This is a genomic window from Ruminococcus sp. CAG:57 (assembly GCF_000435935.1).
In the GTDB taxonomy this organism is placed as follows: Bacteria; Bacillota; Clostridia; order Oscillospirales; family Ruminococcaceae; genus Hominimerdicola; species Hominimerdicola aceti.
The window spans coordinates 43,865-70,385 of sequence record NZ_FR890793.1 but is presented as its reverse complement, the minus strand read 5'-3'; the positions used below and the strand labels follow the sequence as shown (position 1 = coordinate 70,385).

At 43.8% G+C, this 26,521-nt stretch carries 23 protein-coding genes and 1 pseudogene; 20 read left to right on the top strand and 4 right to left on the bottom strand.

Annotation, left to right across the window (positions count from 1 at the left end):
* Positions 1–19 precede the first annotated feature (19 nt).
* The 16 genes from QVO88_RS11640 to QVO88_RS11565 all read left to right on the top strand — a co-directional run bounded on the left by QVO88_RS11640 (position 20) and on the right by QVO88_RS11565 (position 17,220).
* Positions 20–292 carry a hypothetical protein gene (locus QVO88_RS11640; protein ID WP_022288621.1) on the top strand — a complete coding sequence of 91 codons (273 nt, stop codon included), beginning with the start codon at positions 20–22 and terminating at the stop codon, positions 290–292.
* A gap of 336 nt (positions 293–628) precedes the next feature.
* Complete coding sequence (locus QVO88_RS11635) at positions 629–1,012, top strand: hypothetical protein (RefSeq protein WP_022288620.1); 384 nt, start codon at positions 629–631, stop codon at positions 1,010–1,012.
* The gene (locus QVO88_RS11630) at positions 1,013–1,741 is read left to right on the top strand and encodes a F0F1 ATP synthase subunit A (protein WP_022288619.1); all 729 of its coding nucleotides are present in this window, start codon (positions 1,013–1,015) and stop codon (positions 1,739–1,741) included. It abuts the gene before it with no gap.
* Positions 1,742–1,800: 59 nt separating this feature from the next.
* Entirely contained in the window at positions 1,801–2,055 is a 255-nt protein-coding gene (gene atpE, locus QVO88_RS11625; protein WP_022288618.1) for an ATP synthase F0 subunit C, read from the top strand.
* Between the two features lie 55 nt (positions 2,056–2,110).
* The gene (gene atpF / locus QVO88_RS11620) at positions 2,111–2,626 is read left to right on the top strand and encodes a F0F1 ATP synthase subunit B (RefSeq protein WP_022288617.1); all 516 of its coding nucleotides are present in this window, start codon (positions 2,111–2,113) and stop codon (positions 2,624–2,626) included.
* Positions 2,626–3,174 carry an ATP synthase F1 subunit delta gene (atpH, locus tag QVO88_RS11615; RefSeq protein ID WP_022288616.1) on the top strand — a complete coding sequence of 183 codons (549 nt, stop codon included), beginning with the start codon at positions 2,626–2,628 and terminating at the stop codon, positions 3,172–3,174. Before atpF ends, atpH begins: the two co-directional genes overlap by 1 nt.
* A 20-nt stretch (positions 3,175–3,194) precedes the next feature.
* Positions 3,195–4,709: a F0F1 ATP synthase subunit alpha gene (gene atpA, locus QVO88_RS11610; RefSeq protein ID WP_022288615.1), complete on the top strand. Its 1,515-nt coding sequence runs from the start codon at positions 3,195–3,197 to the stop codon at positions 4,707–4,709.
* Positions 4,710–4,722: 13 nt separating this feature from the next.
* A complete protein-coding gene (gene atpG, locus QVO88_RS11605; protein WP_022288614.1) occupies positions 4,723–5,586 on the top strand; it encodes an ATP synthase F1 subunit gamma in 864 nt (287 codons plus the stop codon).
* A gap of 62 nt (positions 5,587–5,648) precedes the next feature.
* The gene (gene atpD / locus QVO88_RS11600) at positions 5,649–7,058 is read left to right on the top strand and encodes a F0F1 ATP synthase subunit beta (protein WP_022288613.1); all 1,410 of its coding nucleotides are present in this window, start codon (positions 5,649–5,651) and stop codon (positions 7,056–7,058) included.
* A gap of 116 nt (positions 7,059–7,174) precedes the next feature.
* Entirely contained in the window at positions 7,175–7,576 is a 402-nt protein-coding gene (gene atpC, locus QVO88_RS11595) for an ATP synthase F1 subunit epsilon (RefSeq protein WP_022288612.1), read from the top strand.
* Positions 7,577–7,732: 156 nt separating this feature from the next.
* Positions 7,733–9,511 carry a Na/Pi cotransporter family protein gene (locus tag QVO88_RS11590; protein ID WP_022288611.1) on the top strand — a complete coding sequence of 593 codons (1,779 nt, stop codon included), beginning with the start codon at positions 7,733–7,735 and terminating at the stop codon, positions 9,509–9,511.
* A 95-nt stretch (positions 9,512–9,606) separates the two neighbouring features.
* On the top strand, positions 9,607–11,061 hold the full coding sequence (locus QVO88_RS11585; protein WP_022288610.1) for a nicotinate phosphoribosyltransferase: 1,455 nt from the start codon (positions 9,607–9,609) through the stop codon (positions 11,059–11,061).
* A 92-nt stretch (positions 11,062–11,153) separates the two neighbouring features.
* Positions 11,154–11,408: a heavy-metal-associated domain-containing protein gene (locus QVO88_RS11580; RefSeq protein ID WP_022288609.1), complete on the top strand. Its 255-nt coding sequence runs from the start codon at positions 11,154–11,156 to the stop codon at positions 11,406–11,408.
* Between the two features lie 269 nt (positions 11,409–11,677).
* Positions 11,678–12,052, top strand: a complete 375-nt coding sequence (locus tag QVO88_RS11575) for a metal-dependent transcriptional regulator (RefSeq protein WP_022288608.1) — start codon at positions 11,678–11,680, stop codon at positions 12,050–12,052.
* Complete coding sequence (locus tag QVO88_RS11570) at positions 12,049–12,831, top strand: ZIP family metal transporter (RefSeq protein WP_022288607.1); 783 nt, start codon at positions 12,049–12,051, stop codon at positions 12,829–12,831. Before QVO88_RS11575 ends, QVO88_RS11570 begins: the two co-directional genes overlap by 4 nt.
* A 420-nt stretch (positions 12,832–13,251) precedes the next feature.
* A complete protein-coding gene (locus QVO88_RS11565; protein WP_022288606.1) occupies positions 13,252–17,220 on the top strand; it encodes a X2-like carbohydrate binding domain-containing protein in 3,969 nt (1,322 codons plus the stop codon).
* 77 nt (positions 17,221–17,297) lie between these two features.
* On the opposite strand, the gene QVO88_RS11560 is transcribed toward QVO88_RS11565, so the two are convergent.
* Together QVO88_RS11560 and QVO88_RS11555 are read right to left on the bottom strand one after the other, a co-directional pair.
* Positions 17,298–19,397 (bottom strand): heavy metal translocating P-type ATPase, encoded by a 2,100-nt coding sequence (locus QVO88_RS11560; protein WP_022288605.1) that lies wholly within the window; start codon positions 19,395–19,397, stop codon positions 17,298–17,300.
* Positions 19,397–19,645 (bottom strand): hypothetical protein, encoded by a 249-nt coding sequence (locus QVO88_RS11555; RefSeq protein ID WP_022288604.1) that lies wholly within the window; start codon positions 19,643–19,645, stop codon positions 19,397–19,399. Before QVO88_RS11555 ends, QVO88_RS11560 begins: the two co-directional genes overlap by 1 nt.
* A gap of 472 nt (positions 19,646–20,117) precedes the next feature.
* Here QVO88_RS11555 and QVO88_RS11550 point away from each other — a divergent pair, with 472 nt between their 5' ends.
* The 3 genes from QVO88_RS11550 to QVO88_RS11540 all read left to right on the top strand — a co-directional run bounded on the left by QVO88_RS11550 (position 20,118) and on the right by QVO88_RS11540 (position 23,833).
* Complete coding sequence (locus QVO88_RS11550) at positions 20,118–22,037, top strand: EAL domain-containing protein (protein ID WP_022288603.1); 1,920 nt, start codon at positions 20,118–20,120, stop codon at positions 22,035–22,037.
* Between the two features lie 131 nt (positions 22,038–22,168).
* On the top strand, positions 22,169–22,315 hold the full coding sequence (locus QVO88_RS11545; RefSeq protein ID WP_158455080.1) for a hypothetical protein: 147 nt from the start codon (positions 22,169–22,171) through the stop codon (positions 22,313–22,315).
* Positions 22,316–22,513: 198 nt separating this feature from the next.
* On the top strand, positions 22,514–23,833 hold the full coding sequence (locus QVO88_RS11540) for an aspartate kinase (RefSeq protein WP_022288602.1): 1,320 nt from the start codon (positions 22,514–22,516) through the stop codon (positions 23,831–23,833).
* 88 nt (positions 23,834–23,921) lie between these two features.
* Here the strand turns inward: QVO88_RS11540 and nrdR are convergent, their stop codons facing one another.
* On the bottom strand, positions 23,922–24,374 hold the full coding sequence (gene nrdR / locus QVO88_RS11535) for a transcriptional regulator NrdR (RefSeq protein ID WP_022288601.1): 453 nt from the start codon (positions 24,372–24,374) through the stop codon (positions 23,922–23,924).
* A gap of 296 nt (positions 24,375–24,670) precedes the next feature.
* Entirely contained in the window at positions 24,671–25,846 is a 1,176-nt protein-coding gene (locus tag QVO88_RS11530) for a glycosylase (protein ID WP_022288600.1), read from the bottom strand.
* A 448-nt stretch (positions 25,847–26,294) separates the two neighbouring features.
* Between QVO88_RS11530 and QVO88_RS11525 the strand changes: the two are divergent.
* Positions 26,295–26,521: pseudogene (locus QVO88_RS11525) on the top strand (hypothetical protein); the annotation flags it as partial.

The following is a 26,521-nucleotide window of genomic DNA, read 5'->3' as shown; positions in this document are numbered from 1 at the left end:
TACTGAAAGGAACTTAATTATGAAAAAAATGTTCGCTATGCTAACTTGTCTTGGCCTTTGCGGTGTTATGCTCGCAGGCTGTTCAAGAAATGACGATAACTCAGGTTCGACATCTTCCGGCGTTACTGCGACCACAACTTCTAAAAATGAGGTCACAAGCAGACGTGATGACAGCGACACGCTTGTGAGCCGTGTTGGCGATGGTATCAAGGACACTGTAAGCGGTGGTGCGGATATTATTGATGATACTGTAAGCACTGTAGAAAGCGTTGTTGACGATATCATCAGATAAGCTGCACATATGCTTGCGGACTGCTCAGCCGTGATATTATTTCGGCTTGCGGCAGTCCGTTTTTTATTGTGAAATCGTATGATAAAACTCAAACAATGTCAAAAGTCAATGGTTGACTATTGATAAATTATTAACGCCAAATCATAATTAACTAATTATTTGACTAGCTGTGAACGAAGTGTAAAATCCATGTAAAATAAATGTTTAAGTTTGCGGTTTGCTCTTTAAAAATGTGGGGCTGTGTGGTATAATGAAATACATCAGGCAGATATTTTCTGCTATTAAGAAAATGTAAAGATTTATGGTGGATTTCTTTATGAAAATCGGAGAAAATAAGTGAAAAATATAGGCTCTGAGCTTGGCGGCTTGTTGAAAAAAATATGCTTATGGGGCGGTGTTATGGCTGTTGTATGCTGGGCATTTACTTTGCTGTGGGGCTTTGACATCACACAGCTTGCGGGCTTTGCATTGGGCTGGGGCTATATGTGCCTTTGTATGTACTACCTTGGTGTGACCTGCGAAAAGGCTGTGGAGCTTGAGGGCCAAAAGGCTAAGCGGACAATGCTTGGGTGTTACATGACTAGGTATGGAGTGCTTTTTGTGCTTTGTGCGGGGGCTATGCTCACAAAGGCAGTAAGTCCAGTTGGGATACTTCTGCCACAGTTTTATCCGAGGATAATTCTGTATGTCATACAGATAAGAGAAAGAAGGGATAAATAAATGACGGGTATAGGAAACGGCCCTAAGATAGTGTTTGAGATAGGCAGTCTGAGGATCACCGAAACGGTGGTGATGGGCTGGCTTATTATAGTTGCGGTGCTGATACTGTGCTTGTGGCTCACACACGATTTGAAAAAAGTGCCTGAGAAAAAGCGTCAGGTGGTTGCGGAGATGCTTGTGAACTTCGTCAATAACATGGTCAAAGAGAACATGGGCGTTAAGATGATGAAGTATGCCCCTTATATTGCTACGCTGCTTATTTATGCGGTGTTTGGCGCTCTTATCAGTATGATAGGTCTGAGGTCTATGACTGCGGACATCAATGTTACGGCAACGTGGGCTCTTATGACATTCGTGCTTATCACATACAACAAGATAAAAGCGAATGGTTTCAAGGGCTATCTTAAAAGCTTTGCACAGCCGGTGGCTTTCATTTTGCCGCTTAATATCATCGGCGAGGTGGCAACGCCTGCGTCTATGGCGTTCCGTCTGTTTGGCAACGTTGCAGGCGGCATGGTAATAACGGGACTGCTTTATGGTGCGCTCGGCTCACTGTCATCAGCGCTTGGACTGACTTTTGAGGCAGGCTCATGGGCGTTCAGTGTATTTCAGGTAGGTATACCTGCGGTGCTCAGCGTGTATTTCGACCTGTTCTCAGGGTGCATACAGGCTTATATCTTCTCGATGCTCACCATGGTAAACGTTGGTGCGGCTGCGGAAACAGAGTAATTTACCGCTTTGGCGGAAAGTATAAAAAAGTAAATAGTAAATAACGGAGGTTTATCATTATGGAAAAGGCTATTCTTCTTGGCTGTTCAGCAATCGGTGCAGGACTTGCAATGATCGCAGGTATCGGACCTGGTATCGGTGAGGGCTACGCAGTAGGAAAGACTATCGAGGCTATCGCAAGACAGCCTGAGGCTAAGGGCGACTGCACAAGAACAATGTTCATAGGCGTTGCTATGGCTGAGTCAACAGGTATCTACGCATTCGTTGTAGCACTTATCCTGCTCTTTGCTAACCCATTTATCGGAAAGCTTTAATAAAAAGCTTCAAACAAGATTTGCTCTGCATTGGTGCGGAGGGGAGGTTGGATAAATGGTATTGGCAGCAGGCGATGTGACAGAGTTTCTGTCAATAGATCTGACAACGATAATTGCGACTTTGCTCAATACGTTCATACTGTTTTTGGTGCTCAGGCATTTTCTGTTCGATAAGGTGAACAAGGTCATCGAGGACAGGAAAAATGATGTTAAGGAAACTTACAGGCAGGCTGACCAGGCAAAAGAAAATGCTGAGAAGCTTGAAGCTGAGTATACAAGCAGATTAGAGGGTGCAAAGGAAGAGTCTGCACAGATTATACAGACGGCAACAAGAAAGGCTCAACAGCGTTCTGACGAGATAATCAGCGAAGCGAGAACTGAGGCAAAGGGTCTTGTGGATAACGCTTCAAGAGAGATCGAAAGAGAAAAGAAGATCGCTGTCAACCAGATCAAGAACGAGATCACCGATATTGCTTTCTCGGCTGCGGCGGCAGTTGTGGAAAAGGATATGACAGGCGAGGACAACGAACGTCTTATCGAGAAGTTCATCGACAATGTGGGTGAGATGTAATGGCAGACAGTATCGGGAATATTTACGGCAATGCACTTTTCGAGGTGTGCTGCGAGGAAAACTGCCTTGATGAAGTCTATGGTGAGCTTGGGAGCATAAGGGATATAATTTTCTCTCAGGGTCAGGAGGAATATGTGGAGCTGCTTGCGTCACCGCTGGTAACGGAGGACGAAAAAAGGGCGGCGCTGGAAAAGGTGTTTATGGACAGGATACAGCCTGTTACGCTTAATTTTCTTTGCCTTGTGAGTGAAAAGGGCAGGATAAGGTTTCTGCCTGAGATATGCGCAAAGTTCAAGGAGCTTTATGAAAAGCATAATAATATCATAGAGGTCACTGCGGTGACGGCTATGCCTCTGTCTGAAAGGCTCAGGGACAAGCTTGTGGCTAAGCTGGAGGCTGTTTCGGGGGCAAAGATAGTGCTTGTGGAAAAGGTGGATAAAAGCCTTATGGGCGGTATCGTGCTGAGATATTCAGACACAGAAATAGACGGCAGCGTCAGAACTAAGCTTGATGATATCAAGGCTCAGATCGACGGGGTCATTGCATAGGAAAGGAACGGTATTTTAACATGAAATTACGTCCTGATGAAATAACAGGCTTGATAAAACAGCAGATCAAGGACTACCGCAGCAAGCTGGAGCTTGACGATGTGGGGACGGTCTGCACTGTTGGCGACGGAATTTCAAGAGTTCATGGACTTGACAAGTGTATGTCGGGCGAACTTCTTGAATTTTCTAACGGAACATACGGCATGGCAATGAACTTGGAGCAGGATTTTGTAGGCTGTGTACTTCTCGGCTCTGAGGACGGAATAAAAGAGGGGTCTGGAGTAAAGAGAACAGGCAGGATAGTTTCTGTGCCTGTGGGAGATGCGCTTCTCGGACGAGTTGTGAACGCTCTCGGTGCACCTATCGACGGCAGGGGTGCTGTGCTTACAACAGAAACAAGACCTGTGGAAAGCCCTGCTTTCGGAATAATTACAAGACAATCAGTAAACAGACCATTGCAGACAGGTATCAAGGCTATCGACTCTATGATACCTATAGGCAGAGGTCAGCGTGAGCTTATTATAGGCGACAGACAGACAGGTAAAACTTCTATAGCACTTGACACTATCATAAATCAGAAAGGAAAGGACGTTATCTGTATCTATGTGGCGATAGGTCAGAAGCAGTCTACTGTGGCAAACGTGGTGGATACCCTTTCTAAGCATGGGGCTATGGATTATTCTATAGTTGTATCGGCAACGGCTTCTGAAATGGCACCTTTGCAGTATATAGCACCATATGCAGGCGTTGCAATGGCTGAGTATTTCATGCTTCAGGGCAAGGACGTGCTGTGCGTTTATGACGACCTTTCAAAGCACGCTGTGGCGTACAGAACTATGTCACTTCTGCTTCAAAGACCGACAGGCAGAGAGGCTTATCCGGGAGATGTATTCTATCTCCATTCAAGACTTTTGGAGAGAGCCTGCTGTCTTAACAAGGACTACGGCGGAGGCTCTATAACCGCTCTGCCTATTATCGAAACTCAGGCAGGCGATGTTTCGGCTTATATCCCGACAAACGTTATATCTATCACTGACGGACAGATATTCCTTGAATCTGAGCTGTTCTTCTCAGGCGTCAGACCTGCGGTAAACCCTGGTATATCAGTATCCCGTGTAGGCGGTTCGGCACAGATAAAGGCTATGAAAAAGGTTTCAGGCTCGCTGAAACTGCTTTATTCTCAGTACAGAGAATTGCAGTCATTCTCGCAGTTCGGCTCTGACCTTGACAAGGACACTAAGGAAAGACTTGCACAGGGTGAACGTATAGTGGAGGTGCTCAAACAGGGCAAGACCTCACCGCTGGACGTTGAGAAGCAGGTTGTCATAATATATGCGGTGGTAAACAACTATCTGAAGAATATCAGAGTTGAGGATATCGCTGAATTTGAGAAAGACCTTTTTGTGTATATAGATGAAACTCACCCTGATATTTTCTCTTCAATAAGAGAAACAGGAGAGCTTACAAAAGAGAATGAACAGGCAATAAAGGACGTGCTTGCGGAGTATTCACAGAAGTTTCTTCAAAGCAGATAAGGAGCGCTGAGCAATGGCAACAGCTAATATGAAAGACGTCAAAAGACGTATCAAAAGCGTTGAAAGCACCATGCAGATAACAAAAGCCATGCAGCTTGTGGCGGCTTCTAAGCTCAGACGTGCCAAAGACAAGGCGGTGGCAGTTCAGCCGTTCTTTGAAACGCTTTTTAAGACAATGTGCGATATATCCTGCGACAGAGCTTTCAAGTCGGTGTATACAAAGAAGAAGTTTCTTAATTCCACACTGCTTATAGTGGTGGCAGGCGACAGGGGACTTGCAGGAGGATTTAACTCCAACGTGCTGAAAATGGCTAAGGCAAAGGCTGACGATGTGCTGTCATCAGGCGGTCAGCTTCGTGTTATGGCTGTGGGCAAAAAGGCTGTTGAGTTCTTTGAGAAGCGTGACTATGACCTTGTGTGGAAATATCCGCAGATAGCGGAGAACATTGACACTGACACTGTTATAGACATTGTGGAAGATATTATCGCAGGCTTCAGAAATGGGGATTATGACAAGGTAGAGCTTGTGTATACCACATTCGTGTCGGCGCTGACACAGGAGCCTTGCAGTTTGCAGATACTTCCCGTGGAGGATCTTGACAAGCTGGGCGGCAAAAAGCACCCGTCAACTATCTATGACCCGTCCCCTGAGGAGGTCTTTGACGGTATGATACCGCAGTATATAGGCGGTATGCTTTATTCTGCGATAGTGGATTCTTACGCTTCTGAGCAGGCGGCAAGACGTACTGCAATGGAGTCTGCAACGGACAACGCAGGAGAAATGATAGACAATCTGTCGCTTCTTTACAACAGAGCAAGACAGGCGCAGATAACTCAGGAGCTTACAGAGATAAGCTCGGCAACTATCGGAAGATAGTATTTAAAAGATGTGACGGCTATGATGATAGCTTATATCCCTTTTTGAAAGGTGGTAAATAAATGGAAAGCAAAAACATAGGCAAGGTAGTCCAGATAGTTGGTGCGGTAGTTGATATCCACTTTGAAAAGGACAGCTTGCCTGATCTGCTCAATGCCATTGAGATAGACAACAAGGGCGAAAAGCTCGTTGTTGAGGTGGCTCAGCATATAGGCGACGATATAGTAAGATGTATCGCCATGGGCTCTACAGACGGACTTATGAGAGGTATCGACGCTGTTGATACGGGCAAGGCTATTTCTGTTCCGGTGGGCAAGGAAACTCTTTCGAGAATGTTCAATCTTCTGGGCGAGCCTGTTGACAATCTGCCTGCCCCTGAAACTAAGGAGCGCTGGGAGATACACAGAGAACCGCCGACATACGAAGAGCAGTCTGCTTCAAACGAGATTCTGGAAACCGGTATCAAGGTCATCGACCTTATCGCACCATATCTGAAAGGCGGAAAGATAGGTCTTTTCGGCGGTGCAGGAGTAGGCAAGACGGTGCTTATTCAGGAGCTTATAAATAACGTTGCCAATCAGCATGGTGGTATCTCGGTATTCACAGGCGTTGGAGAGCGTACCCGTGAGGGCAACGACCTTTATTATGAGATGAAAGAGTCGGGAGTTATCGATAAGACTGTGCTTGTGTATGGTCAGATGAACGAGCCGCCCGGAGCGAGAATGAGAGTTGCACTTTCAGGTCTGACAATGGCGGAGTATTTCAGAGATGTTGAGCATCAGGACGTGTTGCTTTTTATCGACAACATATTCAGATTTACTCAGGCAGGTTCTGAGGTGTCGGCACTCCTTGGCAGAATGCCGTCAGCCGTTGGTTATCAGCCTACCCTTGCAACTGAAATGGGTCAGCTACAGGAGCGTATCACTTCAACAACAAAAGGCTCTATCACTTCCGTTCAGGCAGTTTATGTGCCTGCGGACGATTTGACAGACCCTGCGCCTGCAACTACGTTTGCTCACCTTGACGCAACAACTGTGCTTTCAAGAAGTATTTCATCACTTGGTATCTATCCTGCCGTTGACCCTCTGGAGTCAAACTCCAGGATACTTTCACCTGAGATAGTGGGCAACGAGCATTATCAAGTGGCAAGACAGGTCCAGTCTATCTTGCAGAGGTATGTGGAGCTTCAGGATATCATCGCTATCATGGGTATGGACGAGCTTTCTGATGAGGATAAGCTTACTGTATCAAGAGCAAGAAAGATACAGCGTTTTCTGTCACAGCCGTTCTCCGTTGCGGAGCAGTTCACGGGCATGAAGGGCAAATATGTGCCTATCAAGGAAACTATCAGAGGCTTCAAGGAGATTATCGAGGGCAAGCATGACGATCTTCCTGAATCTGCTTTCCTATTTGTGGGAACTATCGACGAGGCTGTTGAAAAGGGCAGACAGATCGCAGAAAGTGAACAGTAGTAACAGAACGTTTAAAGAAAAATACTTGACAAGAGTCGGATTATAGTATATAGTGAATGTATGTGGCAATTTTGTGCCGCACGCGCTGATTTGTAAAAAACTTATGGAGAAAGATTATGACGCCTTTTGATCTTAAGATAATAACCCCTGAAAAAACTTTTTTTGAGGGAAATACTGAGCAGATCATTGTGAGGACCGTATCAGGTGATATCGGTATACTTGCAGGTCATGCGCCATATGTGGCAAATATCGTTTCTTCTCCTTTCCGTATCAAAATAGAAGGTGAGTTCAGAACAGCCGCTATTTCGGGAGGGCTTATAAAGGTGTCTGCTGACGGTGTGACAGTGGTGACATCTGCTATCGAATGGGCTGATGAGATAGACGTTGCAAGAGCCGAAAAGGCAAAGGCGGCGGCAGAGAACAAGCTCAGAGAAAATGCTAGCCAGAAAGAGTTTGAAAGGGCGGAGCAGAAACTGCGACGTGCCATGAACAGACTTGTGGTGGCAGGAAAGAAATAATTATCAAAGTCAGAGCCTTGCGGGATATCCGTGCAGGCTTTGGCTTTGTTTTATTTATTAAGTAAAATCGGCGTAAAGGTAAGGTAAGTAATGGGGTGCGCAGGGGCGTGCTCGGACGTTGTGCAGTGGAAAAAACAAGAAAAGGAATGAATTGATTTGAGTATCTTTAACATTATCGGAATGGCGGGCGGACTTGGTCTGTTTTTATATGGAATGACCATATTGAGTTCGGGACTTGAAAAGGCTTCGGGCGGACTTATGGAGAAGGTCCTTGCGAAAATGACGGGAAACGTGTTCTCAGGAATACTTTTCGGTGCATTGGTAACAGCAGCGGTGCAGTCATCATCTGCAACTACTGTTATCGTGGTGGGACTTGTAAACGCAGGCCTTTTGAAGCTTAAGGGCGCAGTTGGAATAATCATGGGCGCAAATATCGGAACGACCATGACAACGCAGATATTAAGGCTCACAAACCTCGAGGGCGACAGCAGCGGCCCTGCTATATTGCAGCTTTGCAAGCCGTCTAACTTCTCGTCTATACTTATCGTTATCGGTCTTATAATCATAATGGTGGGAAAGAAGAACAAGACAAAGAACGTGGGCGAGATAATGATGGGTATAGGTATCCTCTTTACCGGAATGATACTTATGCAGGAGAAGATAGCTCCGCTGGCAGAGCTTCCACAGTTCGAGCAGCTTTTTGCAGTGCTTAAAAACCCTGTTCTGGGCGTATTGGTGGGTGCGATATTCACGGCTATCATACAGTCATCAGCCGCTTCTATAGGCATTTTGCAGGCACTTTCAGTGTCAGGCGCTATCACATTCGCTTCTGCATTTCCTATCATAATGGGTACTAACATCGGTACTTGTGCTACACCTCTTATTTCAAGTATAGGTGCTTCAAAGAACGCTAAGAGAGCCGCTATGATACACTTCTATTTCAACCTTATCGGTACTATAATCTTTCTTATCGGCGTTTATATCATTCAGTATACAATAGGACTTCCGTTCTGGAATAAGAGCTTTACAACGGGAAGCATCGCAAACTTCCATACTATCTTCAATGTTGTGGTAACTATAATCTTTCTGCCGTTCTATACAGTGCTTGAAAAGCTTGCCGAATGGACTATCAGAGATAAGAAGAACGCTGAGGACGATGATACTTTCACTAAGGAGGATCTTCTTGACGACAGATTTCTTGTTACTCCAAACGTTGCTATCGCACAGGCTACAGAGGCAGTTGTTCAAATGGGCGTGCTGGCACAGAAGAATTTCATATCAGTAAGAGAGCTTTATGACAAGTATGACCTTAAGTCTATCGACAAGATAAAAGAGCGTGAGGAGCTTATCGACAGGCTTGAGGACAGAGTAGGTTCATATCTTATAAAGCTCAACGACTGCGGTCTGAACGAGGATGAGTCGAGAACTGTTACTGCGCTTTTCCACCTTATTTCAGAGTATGAGAGAATAGGCGACTATACTATAAACATCTATGAAACTGCGGATGTTCTTTATGAAAAGGAGATCGGTTTTTCTGAGCAGGCGAAGCATGAGCTTGACGTTGTGTGCAACGCCATTCAGGAGATAATCGGGCTTGCTATCGAAGCCACAAAGACAGGGGATATGAACGTTCTCAAGGAGATCGAGCCACTTGAAGAAGTAGTAGACAGACTTGTTGAGGAGCTTAAGGCTGTTCATATCGACAGGTCTAAGAATGGTCTTTGCAACATCGAGGTGGGTGTGAACTTCCTTGATATACTCACAAATGTTGAGAGAATATCAGACCACTGCTCAAATATTGCGGTCTATCTTATTGCAAACCAAGAGAAATACAACAGCCTTAAAAAGCATGAATATCTTGATAAGCTTCACAGAAACGGTCCTGACTATTACGAGAAGCTGCTGGCTGAATATTCAGAAAAGTTTGCGCTTTAGTTCAGGCTTTTGCACCTGTGGCGTGATATAATATTGTAAAACAGCAAGGAGGGACATTAGTCCCTCTTGTTATAAGCTGAAAAGGAGAGAGCAAAATGGACAAATTCAATTACACTATGCTGTGCGATTTTTATGAGCTGACAATGGGAAACGGCTACTTTGTAAGCGGTATGCAGGAAAAGATATCTTATTTTGACCTGTTTTTCAGACAGATACCTGACGGTGGCGGATTTGCCATTGCCTGCGGTCTTGAGCAGGTCATAAACTATATCGAAAATCTGCATTTTGACGAAGAGGACATAGAGTTCCTGCGCTCAAAGGGCATTTTTGACGAAGGCTTCCTTGAATATCTTAAGGATTTCCGCTTCACAGGAGATATATTTGCTGTGCCGGAGGGTACGGTGGTGTTTCCAAACGAGCCTATCATAACGGTGAGAGCACCTGCGGTGCAGGCTCAGCTTGTGGAAACTTATCTTCTGCTTTGCATAAATCATCAGACACTTATTGCAACAAAGGCTAACCGTATTGTAAGGGCGGCTCAGGGCAGGGCGGTATCTGAGTTTGGTTCAAGACGTGCTCATGGTGCAGACGCTGCCATACTCGGTGCAAGAGCCGCAGGCATAGGCGGTTGCTCAGGCACAGCCTGCACTATCACAGACCAGCTTTTCGGCTTCAATGCAACAGGTACAATGGCACATTCATGGGTGCAGATGTTTGACAGCGAGCTTGAAGCTTTCAAGACTTACTGTAAGTGCTATCCTAATGGCACTGTTCTGCTTGTGGATACTTATAATGTGCTGAAGAGCGGTGTGCCTAACGCAATAAAGGCTTTTGACGAGGTGCTGAAGCCTATGGGCTGCCGACCTGTGGGAATAAGGATAGACTCGGGAGATATAACTTATCTTTCCAAGAAAGCAAGAAAAATGCTCGATGATGCAGGCTATCCTGATTGCAAAATATGTGCCTCAAACGCCCTTGACGAGTATCTTATAAGAGATATGATATATCAGGGCGCTAAGGTGGATATGTTCGGAGTGGGCGAAAGACTTATCACCGCAAAGAGCGAGCCTGTTTTCGGAGGAGTTTACAAGCTTGCGGCTGTGGAGGACGATGATGGCAATATTCAGCCTAAGATAAAGATTTCTGAAAATGTGGCGAAGATAACGACTCCGCACTTCAAAAAGCTTTACAGAATTTATGATAAGAATAACCACAAGGCTGTGGCTGACCTGCTGTGTGTTCATGACGAGGTGATAGATGAAAGCAGACCCCTTACGCTTTTTGACCCACAGTTTACATGGAAGAAAAAGGTCGTCAAAAACTTTGAGGCAAAGCCTATTCAACAGCAGATATTCAAGGACGGCAAGTGCGTATACAAGAAGCCTGCATATGAGGATATCGTAAAGTATGCGGCATCTGAGATAGACACTCTTTGGGACGAGATTACAAGATTTGAAAATCCGCACACTTATTATGTTGACCTTTCTCAAAAGCTTTGGGAAGTGAAGAATTATCTTCTTGCGGAGAACAACAGACAAACGGCAGATTAAAATTTACATTATTGACTTGAAAAAAGCTATAGGCTGTGTTACAATAAGCATGGTTAGCAAGTTCTAACCTATTAAGCATTGGAGGGTCAGAAATGGAAAAGATAACTGTAAAAATAGACGGAATGATGTGCGGAATGTGTGAATCGCATATGAATGACACTTTCAGGCAGAATTTCAAGGTGAAAAAGGTAAGCTCTTCCCATGCAAAGGGCGAAACTGTGGCTATAGTTGATGAGGATATCCCTGATGAAAAGCTTAAAGAAGCAGTTGAGAAAACAGGCTACACTTTTATTTCCGCTGAAAGAGAGCCTTATGAGAAAAAAGGATTTTTTGCAAGATTCAAGTAAATAGCTATGCACAAAGTCGTGGCAGATGAAAAGGTCTGTCACGGCTTTTTTGTTTGCTTGACAAAACATATTTTCTGTGATATAATAAATATCAGTTAGTATACATTAACTGATGTTCTATACTTTTGATACTGCACAAGAAGGGTGCGGCTAAGTTTGCAAAAAGCTTTTTGTGAAAAGGCATTTTGTTTCGATAGGCTTAGCTTCGTGGCGTGCAGTAATTTTATAGAAGCAAGTTAGCTATAGCTAACAAAGAAAGGGGCATACAAATGGGAAACATTCACACGTCTGGGGAGGACTATCTGGAGACGATACTCGTTTTATGGAACAAGCAAAACGGCGAGGTGAGGAGCATTGATGTTGCGAGGGAACTGAATGTTACAAAACCCAGCGTATCAAACGCTATGAAGATACTTCGTGAGGGAAAGTTCATCACAATGGACGAAAACGGTTTTATCACTCTAACTGATGCCGGCAGATATGTTGCGGAAAAGATCTACGAAAAGCACCTTGTATTGACAGAGTGGCTTGTAAGTCTTGGAGTTGACAGAAAAATATCTGAACATGACGCCTGTAAGATAGAACACGTTTTGTCTGACGAGAGCTTTGCGGCATTGAAGAAGCATATCAGTGAAGAACAATGAGCATGACTATTTTTAAAGGCATTCTGATACCGTTTTTGGGTACATCTCTTGGTGCGGCATGTGTGCTTTTCATGAAGAAAAATCTGCATTATCTTGTCCAGCGAGCCTTGACAGGATTTGCGGCAGGAGTAATGGTGGCGGCAGGCGTGTGGAGCTTGCTAATACCCTCTATGGAGCAATCAGCGAAAATGGGTAGACTGAGGTTTGTTCCTGCGGCAGTTGGATTTATGCTTGGAGTGTTTTTTCTTCTTTTTCTCGATAGAGTTATACCGCATCTTCACATGAATGCCACCGAGCCTGAGGGAGCGAAAAGCGGTTTCAAGCGAACTACCATGCTTGTGCTTGCGGTGACGCTTCACAATATCCCCGAAGGAATGGCTGTTGGCGTTGTATATGCAGGCTGGGCGGCTGACCATCATGCCATAAGCGCCGCTGGTGCGTTGGCATTATCCCTCGGTATCGCAATACAGAACTTTCCAGAGGGTGCGATAATATCTTTGCCACTGCGTTCGGAGGGTATGGGAAAGGGAAAAGCCTTTGTTTACGGCGTTTTATCGGGAGTTGTCGAGCCTGTTGGGGCTGTGCTGACGATACTTTTGGCACAGTTTATAATCCCTGTTTTGCCGTATCTTCTAAGCTTTGCGGCAGGTGCTATGATTTATGTCGTGGTGGAGGAGCTTATACCTGAAATGTCGGAAAAGCCACACTCCAATATTGGAACGATAGTTTTTGCGCTGGGCTTTGTGCTTATGATGATACTTGATGTGGCACTTGGATAGGTGTTTTTTTATGTTTACATAGGGATCATTTTTATGCATGGTAAGTGTATTGAATATCTTTTTGTATAGCCGGGCATATCATTTTGAAATGATATGCCCGGCTTTGTTTTGTGTGTAAATTGCATTTGTTAATTTGTTTATCTTAAACGTTTGATGTTAATATGAAATGTAAACGTTTTTTAACTATTATTTTCTTTGGTAATGAAAGACAAAAATAATATAAAATGATGATTACTTATAGCACAATTCACTAAGTTTGCACTTCTTTATTTGTCAAAAACATTGATTTTTAAAAACTTGCTTGCTTAATCGTTTTAAGAGATTGACATTAAATTAAGTTTGTGATAAAGTAAAAATGCAATAATTCGGCAAGCTAAATTAATCAAAAATTAGCTAAAGTAATGAAAAAGGAGTATGGTTATGACAGGAGTAATGAGAAGATTTTCTGCGGCTCTGGCGGCTGCTGCAATGGCTGTTAGTATTGTGCCTTTCGCAGATATCAGCGCATATGCGGAGTATGCGGCGACACACCCGGAGGGATTTGTTTATGCTGACGGCTCAAAGTTTATGTGCGACGGAAGCCCTTACTATTACGGCGGCACGAACTGCTATTATCTCACCTATAAGTCAAAGAGTGAGGTAAAGAATGTTTTCGATGACGCTTCAAAAATGGGGCTTAAAGTAATAAGAATTTGGGGAAATCTTGACGTTGGTAGGAAAACAGGCGAGATCGACTCGCAGTCTGGTCATGAGACCTTTGAGGGCAACAATGACGGAACGGGCGAAAAGGACGGAGTTTACTTCCAGTATTGGGACGATGAGGCTGGAAAGCCTGTTGTGAACGAGGGCGAGGACGGTCTGAGACATCTTGATTATATTATCAAGCAGGCTGAAGAACATGATATGAAGCTTGTTATCACTTTCACGAACTATTGGGAAGCGTTCGGCGGAATGGGTCAGTATGTAAAGTGGTATCAGATGTCACAGGGCAAGAGCGTTGGTAATAGCAAAGTGGACGAAAAGGACACCTGCGATTTTTACACTAATGAAACTATCAAGGGTTGGTATAAGGATTATATCAAGACTTTGTTAAATCACACCAACTACTACACAGGCGAGAAGCTTATGGATTCTGAAGCTGTTTTTTCTTGGGAGCTTTCAAACGAGCCGAGATGTACTGTTGACGAGTTCTGCAAGGACGATATTCTTTATAACTGGGCAAAGGAAATGTCAGCATATGTAAAGTCTATCGACCCTTATCACATGGTATCAGTTGGCGACGAGGGCTTTTATAACCTTGGCTATCAGGAAGCTGCAAGGCAAGATCTTCCGTCTTCCGCATATTCAGGCTACTACGGTGTTGACTTTGACAAGCTTATGACTATCGACACTGTAGACTTTGGAACACCGCATATGTACGTTGATCAGTGGGGCTTTGACCTTGGCGATGATGACCTCGAGTGGATAAAGCGCCATGCCCAGACCACATCTTCCGCTGACAAGCCTATTATCTTTGAGGAATTCGGTCTTACAGACAAAACAAAGCGTGACGCCGCTTATTCCGATTGGCTGGATATTGTAACAGGGGACTACTATGAGGGTGTCGAATATCAGGGCTTCAACTATTGGATGATAGCTTCCTATCTTGATGACGGCACTCTTTATCAGGACTATGACGGCTACACCGTTTACGGCCCTGAGGGTATCGAAAAGACGGACAGCACAAGAACTCTTATGATGAACGCTGCTGCAAAAATGGAAAAGAAGAACATTGTAAACACTACTGACAAGTCTACATACAGTTTTGACAGAAGCAAGTCAGGTAACGTTGTGGTGAATGTTTCTATGAAAGAGGGCAGCATAAGCGGTGTTGAGGTCGGCGGAAAGAAACTCTCGTCAGACGATTACACCATAAGTGGCAACGCTGTTACTATCAAGGCTTCTTATCTTAAAAGGCAGGAGCTTGCAAAGTATTCGTGCAGGATACTCACAACAGGCGGCAATCAGCCTAAGTTCAATCTGACGGTGAGCGACAGCTCTATCCCTAAGCCTATTATCTCACCTGAGATAATCTCTGTTGACGTAAACCCTAAGAAGTGCAGTGATGTTGATATCACCATGGATCGCAAGACAAGCGAGTTCAGAGGCATTGTTGCTGATGGAAAAGCACTCGCAGAGGGTACAGATTACACAACTTCGGGCGACACTGTGACCCTTAAAAGTGCATATCTCAAGACGCTTTCAGCAGGCATTGTGACGCTTAAGTTCGATTTCTATGAGGGCGAGGATAGGGAGCTTACAATAAATGTTTCCGACACCACAGGCCTTGATGAGCTTGACACATTTGAGAGCTATTCAAATGATAAGGCACTTTGGTCGTCTTATTCAAGAAACACAAGCGGCAATGAAGTTTCACTTTCTCTTGCTGCAAAGAACGGTTCAAAGGCGCTTGCTTTCGGATATGATATCGGCTCGCCAAACGGCTACTGCGGAGTAAACCACCCTATTGCAATAAGAAATGCTTCATCATTTGCAGGCGTTGAGCTTTGGGTAGAGGGGGACGGCACAGGCAACAGCCTTACTGTTCAGCTTAGAGACGCAAACGACAATTATTTTGAAGCGCAGATAGCACTTGATTTCGCAGGCGGAAAAACTATCAAGATACCATTCGCTGACTTTAAAGCGCCAAGCTGGCAGTCGGGCGGAAATCTTGATACATCAAAGCTTAACCAGTTCTCGTTCTATATGGGCGGAGATTCTGCTCAAAAGACAGGTACAGTTTACATAGACGATGTTGTTTTCTACGAGGACGGACAGATCGAGAAGCCACACCTTTCCACAAAGTCAGGCATATTTGACGCTGATGCTCCAAGCGGTGTGAGAACAGACCTTGTGCTTTATGGAAAGAGCGTAGAGTCTATCATAGTAAACGGCAAGAAGCTTACAGGCGGCTTAGATTATTCTACAAGCGGAAGTCAGATAATGCTCAACGAAAGCTGGCTCAAGACGCTTGCAAATGGTAATTACACACTTACATACACATTCTCAGACGGAAACACAGATACATTTGCACTCACTGTCAAGAATGTTAAGTCATCACACACCCACAGCTACACCGCAAAGGTAACAAAGGAAGCTACTTGCACAACAGAGGGCGAGAGAATTTATATTTGTACTTGCGGAGACAGGTACACTGAAATTATCCCTGCAAAGGGTCACAGCTGGGTAAATGGCGAGACAGTTGCTCCTACAGAGAACGAAAAGGGCTACACTATCTACACCTGCACTTCCTGCGTCGAGACAAAGAAGGACGATTACACCGACCCTATCGGTCACAGGCACAGCTATACCCTCACATCAACAAAGGCTGCAACTTGCGAAACTGACGGCGAAAAGGTATACACTTGCTCATGCGGTGAAAAGTACACTGAAACTATCCCTGCGACAGGTCACAGCGAAAGCGCATGGATAATCGACAAGGCGGCTACTGCGACAGAAAATGGCTCAAAGCACACTGAGTGTACAACTTGCGGCAAGGTGATAAAGACAGAGGTTATCCCTGCAACTGGAGAGGTAAGTGACAAAAAGGAAACTGTTATCTTCACAGGCTCGGCAAAGACATCAGGCTGGGGTCAGGCTATTACACTTTCCACAACTAAGGAGGGCGGCAGCTTTGACAGCTCAGTTATCGAAAAGGACGGATATTTTGAAGTTCAGTTCAAGGGCGGCACAGACAAGGCGGAGATCATTCTCCAGAGTTGGTCAGGCGGTGCAGACTGGGCGAGAGTTTCACCAACTGAGGTAACAGAAAAGGACGGCATTGTATACGCAAAGTACAGCTACGACGATGTTGCTGCGGCATTCGGAACAACAGATTTCTCTAAAGTAGACCGCTTCCATGTTGGTGCGGCTAACGGAGATATCGAAGTTCTTAGTGTTAAGTATATTGTCGGAAAGTCAACAGAGCCGGTTGATCCGGTAGATCCTGTTGACCCTGATAAGCCGGAGCAGGATCCATATGTATCTATTTTCTGGGGTGCAAAATCATGTGGCTCATGGGGTCAGGCAGTTTCAGTTTTGACTTCAAAAAATTATGGCAGTTTTGATGTTTCGTATCTTTCTGCAAATGGCTATTTCTATGTTGAGTATTCAGGTGCAGAGAACGAGCTTGAGCTTATTCTCCAGAGCTGGTCAGGAGGAGCAAGCTGGGCAAGAGTTCAGCCTAGCGAAACAGGCAGAGCGAATGATCATTACTATGCTAAGTTCACATATGCAGACTGTGTAAAGGAGCTTGGTACAGGTTTTGATAAGCTGGATCAGCTTCATGCTGCGGCAAAAAACGGTGATATAACAGTTTATTCTATTTGCTACTGTACACCTGCTAGGTAATTTAAGAAAAAGCGTTACATTTATTAAGATGCAAAAAGAGCGAATGACGTTACGATCATTCGCTCTTTATATTTTGTTTACTTGTTTTTCTTTTTGCGCTTTTTATCCTCTAAAGGAGTCATGCTCTTTGCACAGATCGCCATTGTTGAAGCGTTGTGCAGAAGCGCTGAGGCTGACGGCTGTAAAAGCCCGAAAGCTCCTGACAGCAGAAGCACTGAATTGAACAGCAGTATAAATCTGTAGTTACTGTTTATTCGGTGCATTAGCTTTTCGCTAAGCTGTCTTATAGCCGCAAGCTGTGTAAGGTCTGCACCACGAACTGTGATATCGGCAGTTTCCTTTGCGATATCGGAAGCATCGCTCATTGCAACAGAAACGTTCGCCGCCGCAAGGGCAGGGGCGTCGTTTATCCCGTCGCCTACCATTATAACTCTGTGACCCTGCTCTTTGAGCTGTTGAACATATCTGTGCTTGTCATCAGGAAGAACCTGCGCCCTGAAATCTGATATGCCAAGCTTCTGTGCAGTTATCTCGGCAGCCTTTGCGCTGTCGCCTGTGAGCATCACGATATTTGTTATGCCTGTTTCTTTGAGCTGTTTAACAGCTTCCTCAGCTTCAGGTCTAGGCGGGTCGCTTATGCAGAGCGCACCTGTGAGCTTGTCGCCTACTGCAAGATAAACCACTGAGCATGCTCCCGACTTTTCGTCGATCTCAGCCTGCTGTTCGTCTGTTATCTCTATGCCCTCGTCCTCGCAGACAAAATGTCTGCTTCCTATGATAGCACGTTTGCCGTGAAGCGTTGTTGAAATTCCGTGGGCAACTATATACTGCACCTCGGCGTGTTCCTCGGCATGGTCGATATCTCTATCGGCCGCACCCTTTACTATAGCTCTCGCTACGCTGTGAGGGAAGTGCTCTTCAAGGCAAGCCGCAATTTTCAGCGTTTCCGCCTCGGAGTAATCCCCAAGGGCTATTACCTTTTCAAGCACAGGCTCAGCGTTTGTAAGAGTGCCGGTCTTGTCAAAAACGATAGAATTGGCAAGTGCGTATTCTTCAAGATATTTTCCGCCCTTTACCGTAACGTCATCATCAGCGGCTTCTTTAATAGCGGATATAACGGCTATAGGCGTTGAAAGCTTGATAGCGCAGGAATAGTCCACCATAAGAACGGAAACTGCTTTTGTGACATTTCTAGTAAACAGCAGTGTAAGACCAAAGGCAAGAAAGCTGTACGGCACGATAGAGTCCGCAAGACGCTCCGCTTTGCTCTGCACCCCTGCTTTAAGGTTTTCTGAGTTGTCGATAAGCTCGATTATCTTGCTTATCTTTGTGTCGGATGAAAGCTTGCGAACTTTTATCACAACTGAGCCTTCCTCGACAACTGTTCCCGCAAATACGCTTGCTCCTGCGCTCTTCATGACCGCAAGAGGCTCGCCTGTCATGGAAGCTTCATTTATGTAAGCTTCGCCCTCGGTTATCTGACCGTCAACAGGAATAACGCTTCCTGTGCGCACTCTTATGCAATCGTCCACCTGAAGCTGTGACATTGGTATAAGAGTATCAGCGTCCTTGCCTGCCAGCCATACCTGATCTGCCTTTATCGCCAAGCTGTCGGTAAGAGCGGCTCTTGTTCTCGCTCTTGTGTAATCCTCCAGCAAGCCTGATACAGAAAGCAGGAACATGACAGTGCCAGCTGTATTGTAATTTTTCTGGATAAGACAAGCGCTTATTGAAGCTCCGTCAAGCACTTCAACTGTAAGCTTGCCGTCAAACAGTGCGCTTACGCCCTTTGCTATGTATTTAAGTCCGCTGTACACGATAAGTGCTGCGCCTATAGGTGCAGGCAGAATAGCTTTTCTTATATATCTTTGCATCACAAGCTTTGCAAGGTCAGATTTGAATGTTCTGTCTATCTCCTCGGTGTCATACTGATTGTCGCTGACAGGTGCTAGGTCGCTTCCTCTGAGCTTTCTTACAAGTTCGACAGCTTCGGCTCTGTGACCCTCTTTATAGCGTATAAGTATTCCGCCGTTCTCATAGTGAGCTTCGCAGGCGATCGCCCACGGGTTTGACATAACAAGCTTATGTATCGACCGTTCAAGTTCTTTTGTGAAAGCATCGCTACCACAGCGGAAACGTATGCGGCAGGGCTTGTCATAAACGATCTGAGCTTTCATTATTCAGTTACTTCTTCCTCGTCATCTATCCCTGCCTCGACCTTAGCGTCATAGCAGATGTCAGATGCTTCGTCCTTCATGCTTCTCAGTGCTGACTGAGCGTCGCTCTTGAGCTTCATTCCCTTTGCAAGACCTGTAACGGCAAGCTCTCTTGTTTTCTTAGCCTTTACGACTTTCTTGCCAAGAATGACTGCGGCTGCTCCGCCTACTGCACACCAGAATTTCTCGTCTTTAAAACATTTTAACATAATTATTACCTCCTGTTTTGTTTTTAGATATTAGTAAGAACTAATTATTTCGGCATATACAGAAACTCTGCCAAAATACGAGCATATAACAAGTCCTCTGACAGGATCTTTACCGTGATTTCAGTATAACTCTATATTGTTTATTAGTCAAGTCAAACCGACAAATTTAAAAATTATTTAAAACTATGTATAATCTTTTGCCGTAAGTTAAATTATCATCGTTTTTCTAACTTTTCATTTTTGGGTGAAGCTTTAGGATAATGTTAAAATGTTTATGATATCTTATCAGTAAACCGCAAGAATGAACATTTCAACGAATAGATAATAATTGACAAAAACCATAAATTCGGGCTTTTATTTATATGTAAGTTATGCACACAACCAAAAATATTATAACTTTTTGTTAAATCGGTTGAAGCCATAACAGAGTTATGTTAAAATATTATCATAACAATACGGGGAGGTCTGCGTTGTGGGTTATATTATCCATTATGATATATGTGCCCTTGTGATATATGCTATCACAGGAGTTGTATTCTATTTCAAGAAGCGTATTCCGTGCAATAAGAATAAGGTCTTTGGCATTCTCGTGGGCGACTCGGCTTTGTCAACTGTGTTGGATATTTTAAGTGTGTTTTCTACCGGCGAATGGGGCATAGGGCTTAAAATCTTCTTCCATACGGCTTATTATTTTACACATAATCTTATTCCGTTTCTATTTGTGATATATATACTTTTCCTGACGGACGGCTATAAAGAGATGTCGGCTCTTTTCAAAAGCTTTTTATATACACCGATGATCGTTGACCTTTTGCTTGTGATTACGACGCCTGTAACACATTTTATCATCTATGTGGATAGTCAAGGTGGTTATCATCGTGGCACTCTTCAGCCATTTACATACATTGTGGCGATTTATTATCTTATATTTGGCATCGTTTACGCAATGGGTAATAGAAGTATGCTATCAAGACAGGTGGTCACTTCTATAACAGCCTTTATCTCAATGACGGTAGTGGCGGTAATTGTTCAGATGATCAATAAACTCCTTCTTGTGGAGTGCTTTGCGGCGTCTGTATGTATGCTTCTAATAATGTTCACTTTGCAAAGTCAGGACGATATGATAGACCAAGGAACGAAAATGCTCAACTGGAGCAGCTTTGTCAATAGGTGTTCTATAAAATATGCCTCAGCTTCTGATTTTACATTATTGCTCATAAGGATACCGGATTTCAAAATGTTTATGAAAACCTTTGGCGGACGTTTTTCCAACTCTCTGTTAAGAAGCTTTTCCGACTATCTTTATAACTTTGTTAATCTGGGCGATGGATTTTATTTGGAGGACGAATGCTTTGCTCTTATGTTTCCGAAGGATTCTGAAAAGGTGGGGGAAACGTATCGTGCAATAAGGAAAAAGCTGTCTGAAAACTGGAATATAGGTACTGTTGATACTTTGATAACAGCCTGCTTTATGCGTATCGACTGCCCTGAGGACGTTGACAATGCAGATATGCTGGTGGACTTTATCGAGCAGTTCAAGCATCGTGAACCTGAAACCGAAAGACTTCTTCATGCAACTGACATAAACTTTTATGACAGCAAACGTCGAAGCGAGGTAGAGAATGCTATAGACAAGGCTCTGGATAATCGTGGCTTTGAGGTATACTATCAGCCGATATATTCAAGTTCAAGAAACAAGATAGTTTCCTGTGAAGCCCTTGTTAGGCTTAAGGATGAAAAGCTTGGTTTTATCCCTCCACAGGAATTTATTCCTATAGCTGAGGAAAACGGCAAGATACTCAAAATAGGCAAATATGTTTTCGAGGAAGCCTGCCGCTTTATAAAGAAAGGCGTGGGAACTTCACTTGGTATCGAATATGTGCAGGTAAACCTATCGGTAGTCCAGTGTATGCAATCTGACCTTGTAGAGCAGCTTCTCAGCATTATGGACAGATACAAGGTAGACCCATCGTCTATTTGTCTTGAAGTAACGGAAACTGCGGCGGTGTATACTCCGCACATTATGGAGAAAAACATCAAGACCCTTTCCGACTATGGTGTGAAGTTTGCACTTGACGATTATGGTACTGGATATTCAAATATGACATATCTTCTCAGCCTGCCTTTCAGGTTTATCAAGCTTGAAAAGGAAATAGTCTGGGAATGTTTCAAGAGCGAAAAGGCGCATATCGCCATTGAAAGTACAGTGGCGATGATAAAGAAGCTCAATATGCAGATAGTCGCCGAGGGTATCGAGGACAAGCACCAACTCGACACGCTTCTTGGCATGGGCTGTGATTTCATTCAGGGATACTACTTCTCAAAGCCTGTTCCTGAAAAAGATTTTATTGAGGTGCTTAAAAAGAATAATACTCAGGCTGTGACGGTTTAAGCAGTCTGATGAAAAAAGCCCTGACTTCGGTCGGGGCTTTTTTTCACATGGTTTTCACTTTGCATTAAGGTCTGTTTAAGTAAGGAACGCTATAATATAGTCATAACAAAACCGAGACGGGAGGCGTTCTTGTGAACGTAAGTAATATGGCTATTCTTATTATTGCGGCTGTGCTGCTTTCTTTGCCGCTTGTTTTATCCGCTGCATTTTGTGTTGAAGAACGCTGGGGCTTTCTTTCACGAAAACATGATAAGTGGATAGACGAACATTACAGATAATAGGCAGACAGATAAGTATGAGTTGTCCGTCATACAAATACAAGCGTATTTCACAAACATACACCAAAAAAACTATAAAAATTAGTCCATTTATACATTGACTTAATCTCGCAAATTCGGTATACTATTTATTGTAACGTCAGCGTGGGAAAAGTACGCAGACAGGAATAATTCTATAGTTTATAAGGGGTTTGTGAAATGACAAAGGTTGTAAAATTCGGTGGAAGCTCTCTTGCAAGTGCTGAACAGTTCAAAAAGGTAAAGGAGATAATCACAGCGGAAAGCTCAAGAAGATTTGTTGTGCCGTCTGCTCCTGGTAAAAGATTTTCAAACGATACAAAGGTAACTGATATGCTTTACGGCTGCTATGATCTTGCTGCAAAGGGCAAGGATTTCAGCAGCGAGTTCGACGCTATCAAGGAAAGATATTACGGCATAATCAATGATCTGGGTCTTGACCTTTCTCTTGAAAAGGAGTTTGAAACTATCAAGGCTTGCTTTATCGGCAAGGCGGGACGTGACTATGCGGCTTCCCGTGGCGAGTATCTTAACGGTATCGTTCTTGCTAAATATCTTGGATATAACTTTGTTGACGCTGCTGATGTTATCTATTTTAACGATCAGGGTCAGTTCGATTCTGCAAGAACAAACGAGGTGCTTCCTCAGAGACTTGCTACACTTGACAATGCGGTAATACCTGGTTTCTACGGCTCAATGCCAAACGATACTATCAAGACATTTTCAAGAGGCGGTTCTGACGTAACAGGCTCTATCGTTGCCGCAGCAGTAAACGCTGATCTTTATGAGAACTGGACAGACGTATCAGGCTTCCTGGTATGCGACCCTAGAATTATCGACAACCCACAGCCTATCACTACCATAACATATAAGGAACTGAGAGAGCTTTCTTACATGGGTGCAGGCGTACTTCATGAGGACGCTATTTTCCCTGTAAGAAAAGCAGGTATCCCAATAAACATCAAGAACACAAATAAGCCTGAGGATATGGGTACAATGATCGTTGAGTCCACATCTCAGAAGCCTGCATTCACGATCACAGGTATAGCAGGAAAGAAGGGCTTTACTGTAGTTAATATCGAAAAGGATATGATGAACGCAGAGCTTGGTTTCGGCAGAAGAGTGCTTGAAGTATTCGAGAAGAATGGTATCTGCTTTGAGCATATGCCATCAGGTATCGACACAATGTCTGTTGTTGTTCATCAGGCAGAGTTTGCTCCAAAGGAGCAGGAGATAATGTCAGGTCTGCACAGAAACTGTCACCCTGATACAATTGATATTGAAACAGACCTTGCGCTTATTGCAGTTGTGGGACGTGCAATGAAGTCAAACAGAGGTACAGCAGGCAGAATATTCTCAGCCCTTGCACACGCTCATGTAAACGTAAAGATGATAGATCAGGGCTCTAGCGAGCTTAACATCATCATCGGTGTGAATGAGGCTGATTTTGAATCTGCAATGAAGGCTATCTATACAATTTTTGTTGATACACAGCTTTAATACAATATAAAAAATATGGCGGACGGCTTTGGCTGTCCGCTTTTTTGGTGCGAAAAAAGCGTCCCGAAAATTATCGGAACGCTCTTATTTATTTCTTCTTGTCAGAAAGCTCAGTGATTATCTGAATGAACGAATCAACGTCAGAGAAGTCCTTGTAAACGGAAGCAAAACGCACATATGCAACGTGGTCAAGCTTTTTCAGACCCATAAGCACCATATCGCCTATCTCACTTGTAGTGGTCTCGGTCTGCATTTTGTTTGCAAAGGTGTTCTCTATATCGTCAACAAGGTTTTTCATATCATCAACACTGACAGGACGCTTTTTGATAGCGTTCTGAATGCCTTTTATAAGCTTCTGTCTGTCAAAAGGCTCAAACGAGCCGTCACGCTTGTATACCATAAGCTGTGGCTTTTCCACCACCTCATAAGTAGTGAAACGCTTTCCGCATTTCGGACACTCACGGCGGCGACGCTTTTTTCCCTCGCTTGGACGTGAATCTATTACTCTTGTATCTTCATAGTTGCAAAAAGGACATCTCATTATAAACACTCCTTAGTTAAGAGAAAATTTTGTGCGTGATATTGCATATATTGTGCTTTTATTAATTAATTATACCATAGATTGTGGACGATTGCAAGAGGGTATATAAAAAAAGTTGCGGTAAAGGGACTCAGCAATTTTGCGGCAGACAAACCATAGCATAAATGTAGGGGACGGCGCCCTCGACGTCCCCTACATGGGTAGTGCAATATTTATGCACGGATATGGCAGACTTGAAGAAAGATTTAGTGTACAAAAAAACAGACAGCAGAAGCCGTCTGTTTTTGTTTGATATATTACTTGTTAAGATATTCGAGATTTTTTCTGATAAGATCGCATCTCTGCTTGACGCAGTCAACAGAACGCAGTGGGTCTGACGGAGTGTTGAATGTGTAATCCATAAGCTTGTCGATAGTTGTTGACGCAACGTGAAGTCTTGTGTCTGATGAAGCGTAGTAAATGTACACGTCACCGTTTTCACGAACGATCGCGCCGTTTGTGAACGCAACGTTTGATACGTCACCCACTCTTTCACTGCCGTGTGGTGCAATGAAAAGTCCTGACGGCGAAGCGATTAGCTTAGAAGGGTCTTTAAGGTCAGTTGCGAATACATAAATTACGTATCTAAGACCTGCGGCTGTGTTTCTTACGCCATGTGCAATGTGTATCCAACCCTTTGGTGTCTTGATAGGCACTGCGCCTGCACCGTTCTTTACCTCTGTGATTGTGTGATATTGCCTTGGTGAGATAACAACTTCGTCTGTGCAGATAACAGGGTTTGTGATGTCTTCGCAAAGACCGAAGCATACTCCTCCGCCTGAGCCAGTTTCGATAAAATCGTCCTGTGGACGTGTGTAGAAGGCGTACTTTCCGTCAACGAACTCAGGGTGAAGTACAACGTTTCTCTGCTGTGGCGACTTGGACTTGAGATTAGGAAGTCTTTCCCATGTCTTAAGATCCTTTGTCCTTACGATTCCAGCCTGAGCTGTAGCGGCAGAAAGATCGTTTGAAGTCTTGTCCTTGCTCTCTGAGCAGAATACGCCGTATATCCAGCCGTCCTCATGCTGAGTAAGTCTCATATCGTATACGTTTGTTTCCTCCGGTTCAGTGTCAGGAAGCTGAACAGGGAAGTCCCAGAAACGGAAGCCGTCAACAGGGCTGTCGCTCTCTGCTACTGCAAAAAATGACTTTCTGTCATTGCCCTCAACTCTTGCAACAAGGTAATACTTGCCGTTGAGATAAATAGCGCCTGAGTTCAGTACTGCGTTTATGCCCAATCTCTCCATGAAGTATGGATTTGTCTCAGGGTTCATGTCATATTTCCAGATAATAGGTGCGTGTGCGGCTGTCAGAACAGGGTAAACGTATCTGTCATAAATTCCGTTGTAGCTGTCTGACACAATGTTTTTTCTGTTGATGAGAGCCTCATATTTGGCTGTCACCCTTGATTTGTTTCTTTCAAAATCTGTCATATCAAGCAATTTCCTTTCGGTAAAAAAATCTTCTTAAACAAGTATACTATAATAATTCGCTAATTACAAGTACCACTGAAAACATCAAACGATTACATGAAAAAAGTTTTACGAACTGCATAAATGCTGTACATATTTTGCTGTTTTGGTTAATGTTTTCTACAAAAAGCTCTTGTATCTGTTTTATATTCATTCAAAACGGGCATATTGAATATTTGAACTTTATGCGTATATTTTAAACTATATTGATTGTAATATTGCGTTTTAACAATACATATGGATTTAATTGTGCAAAGTGTACAATTAAATTGCTTATAATTGTGCTAAAACGGTGATTGACAATAGCTTTATATGTGTTGTATAATTATAGCAAGATTTAATATATGAACTCATCAACTACATACGGACAGCTTTAATGCTAAAATATTGAATTATGGAGGAATATTTTATGAATTACAAAAAGTACATAGCGGCTGTAATGGCTTTGTCAATGGCAACAGGAGTAGCGGGTTGCGGAAGCTCATCAAACTCTTCAAGCAAGGCGGAGGACGATTTTTCTGCAACAGAGAACGTTGCGGTAGCTGACACGGAATCTATCGAGGCTATCCCTGAGGGTGCTGAAAAAGAGATACTTTATCTCGGTGAGGGCGACCTTAACCCTACTAAGGGCAGTCC